The sequence below is a fragment of the Streptosporangium sp. NPDC023825 genome (assembly GCF_040639575.1).
In the GTDB taxonomy this organism is placed as follows: domain Bacteria; phylum Actinomycetota; class Actinomycetes; order Streptosporangiales; family Streptosporangiaceae; genus Streptosporangium.
Map to the genome: position 1 here is coordinate 1 of NZ_JBFAAE010000149.1, position 1,762 is coordinate 1,762.

Annotated in this window: 1 protein-coding gene and 2 pseudogenes; 2 read left to right on the top strand and 1 reads right to left on the bottom strand. The window is 70.5% G+C overall.

The window, feature by feature from the left end; genetic code table 11:
- Window positions 1-417 (bottom strand): annotated as a pseudogene (locus AB0G15_RS43430) (phospholipid carrier-dependent glycosyltransferase); the annotation flags it as partial.
- 97 nt (window positions 418-514) lie between these two features.
- Between AB0G15_RS43430 and rsmI the strand changes: the two are divergent.
- Both rsmI and AB0G15_RS43440 read left to right on the top strand, forming a co-directional pair.
- Complete coding sequence (gene rsmI, locus AB0G15_RS43435; protein ID WP_362851584.1) at window positions 515-1,369, top strand: 16S rRNA (cytidine(1402)-2'-O)-methyltransferase; 855 nt, start codon at window positions 515-517, stop codon at window positions 1,367-1,369.
- A gap of 54 nt (window positions 1,370-1,423) precedes the next feature.
- Window positions 1,424-1,762, top strand: a pseudogene (locus AB0G15_RS43440) (phospholipid carrier-dependent glycosyltransferase); the annotation flags it as partial.

Consider the following 1,762-nt stretch of genomic DNA (forward strand, 5'->3'; position numbering starts at 1 on the left):
AGGGGTCATGCCGAAGATCTGCTCGCCCACGCCGATCATCCACTTGCCCAGCGGCGGGTGGACCACGTAGGAGGCGCACTTGTCGAGCTCGGTGGGCGCGCACTGCTGCCAGATCCCGGTGCCGCCCCCCATCAGGATCTTGTCGGCGTCCTTGACGACGTTGTGCTCGGCGCCGAAGGTGAACAGCGCCCAGGCGTCCTTGGCGTAGTACGTCTCGTCGAACATGACCGCGCGCGGATGGCCGAGGTTCGTGAAACGCAGGATCGCCCCGAACACCGAGATCAGCAGCGGGCCCAGCCAGCCCCACAGGGCGCCGTCGGGCATCGGCGGTACCAGCCGGTCGCGCGCCGAGCCCCTCGCCCCGCCGGGCGGCTCGGGTTGCTTGGGTGCCTGGTTGGTGAAGTCGGTCACGGCCACCCGGACATCGTACGGTCCCCCCACCCCCCTGAGCCCAGGAAAAACTTGCCAGATGCCCAATTCGAGAACTTCTCCCCAGGCTGGGAGGCCATCCGAAATGCGGGAGGATGGAACGGTGACGGACAACGGCAGGCTTGTGCTGGCAGGGGCTCCGATCGGGCAGGCGGGCGACGCCTCGCCCCGGCTGCGGCAGGCGCTGGAGAGTGCCGACGTGGTCGCGGCGGAGGACACCCGCAGGCTGCGCCGCCTGGCGGGGGAGCTGGGCGCGGAGATCGGCGGCCGGGTCGTCTCCTACTACGACGCCAACGAGGCCGGGCGGGCCACCGAGCTCCTCCAGGCCCTCCGGGACGGCAAGACCGTGCTGGTCATCACCGACGCGGGCATGCCGGGAGTCTCCGACCCCGGCTACCGCCTCACCCACCTGGCGGTCGAGGCGGGGATCACCGTCACCTCGCTGCCGGGACCGTCCGCGGTGACCACGGCGCTGGCCGTCTCCGGGCTGCCCAGCGACCGCTTCTGCTTCGAGGGCTTCCCGCCGCGCAAGTCCGGTGAGCGCTCCCGCCGGCTCGCCGCCCTCGCGGAGGAGGAGCGCACCATGGTCTTCTTCGAGGCGCCGCACCGGCTGCAGGTCGCGCTGGCGGCGATGGCGGAGGCGTTCGGCGCCGACCGCCGGGCGGCGGTCTGCCGGGAGCTCACCAAGACGTACGAGGAGGTGCGGCGGGGTGGCCTCGGGGAGCTGGCCGAGTGGGCGGCCGGGGGCGTCAGGGGGGAGATCACGGTCGTCGTCGCGGGGTACGCCGGGCAGGCCCTGCCGCCGGTGATCGGGGAGCTGGTCGACGAGGTGGCCCGCAGGGAGGAGACGGGGGTACCGAGAAAGCAGGCGATCGTGGACGTGGCGAAGGCGGCGGGCATCCCCAAACGCGATCTTTATGATGCTGTCCATCGCGGCTGAATTATCACCATAATTGCCCGAATGGGATTAATACGGGATCGCCTCTTGCCGCCCATGCAGGGAAGCGTGGCCTGGGGCTGGCTGGGACCGATACTGGTCGCGGCGTTCGGAGGGGTCCTGCGACTCGTCGGCCTCGGACGGCCGCACGCGGTCGTGTTCGACGAGACGTACTACGCCAAGGACGCCTGGACGCTGATCCACTACGGGGTAGAGCGAGCCTCGCTCGGCACCGTGGAGGATCCGGTCGCCGATCGGATGATCATCGCGGGGAAGACCGACTTCCTGGTCAAGTGCACGCCGCCGGAGGCCGACCCCTGCCCGCTCTACGTGGCCCACCCGCCGCTGGGCAAGTGGATGATCGGCGTGGGCGAGCAGATCTTCGGCATGACCCCC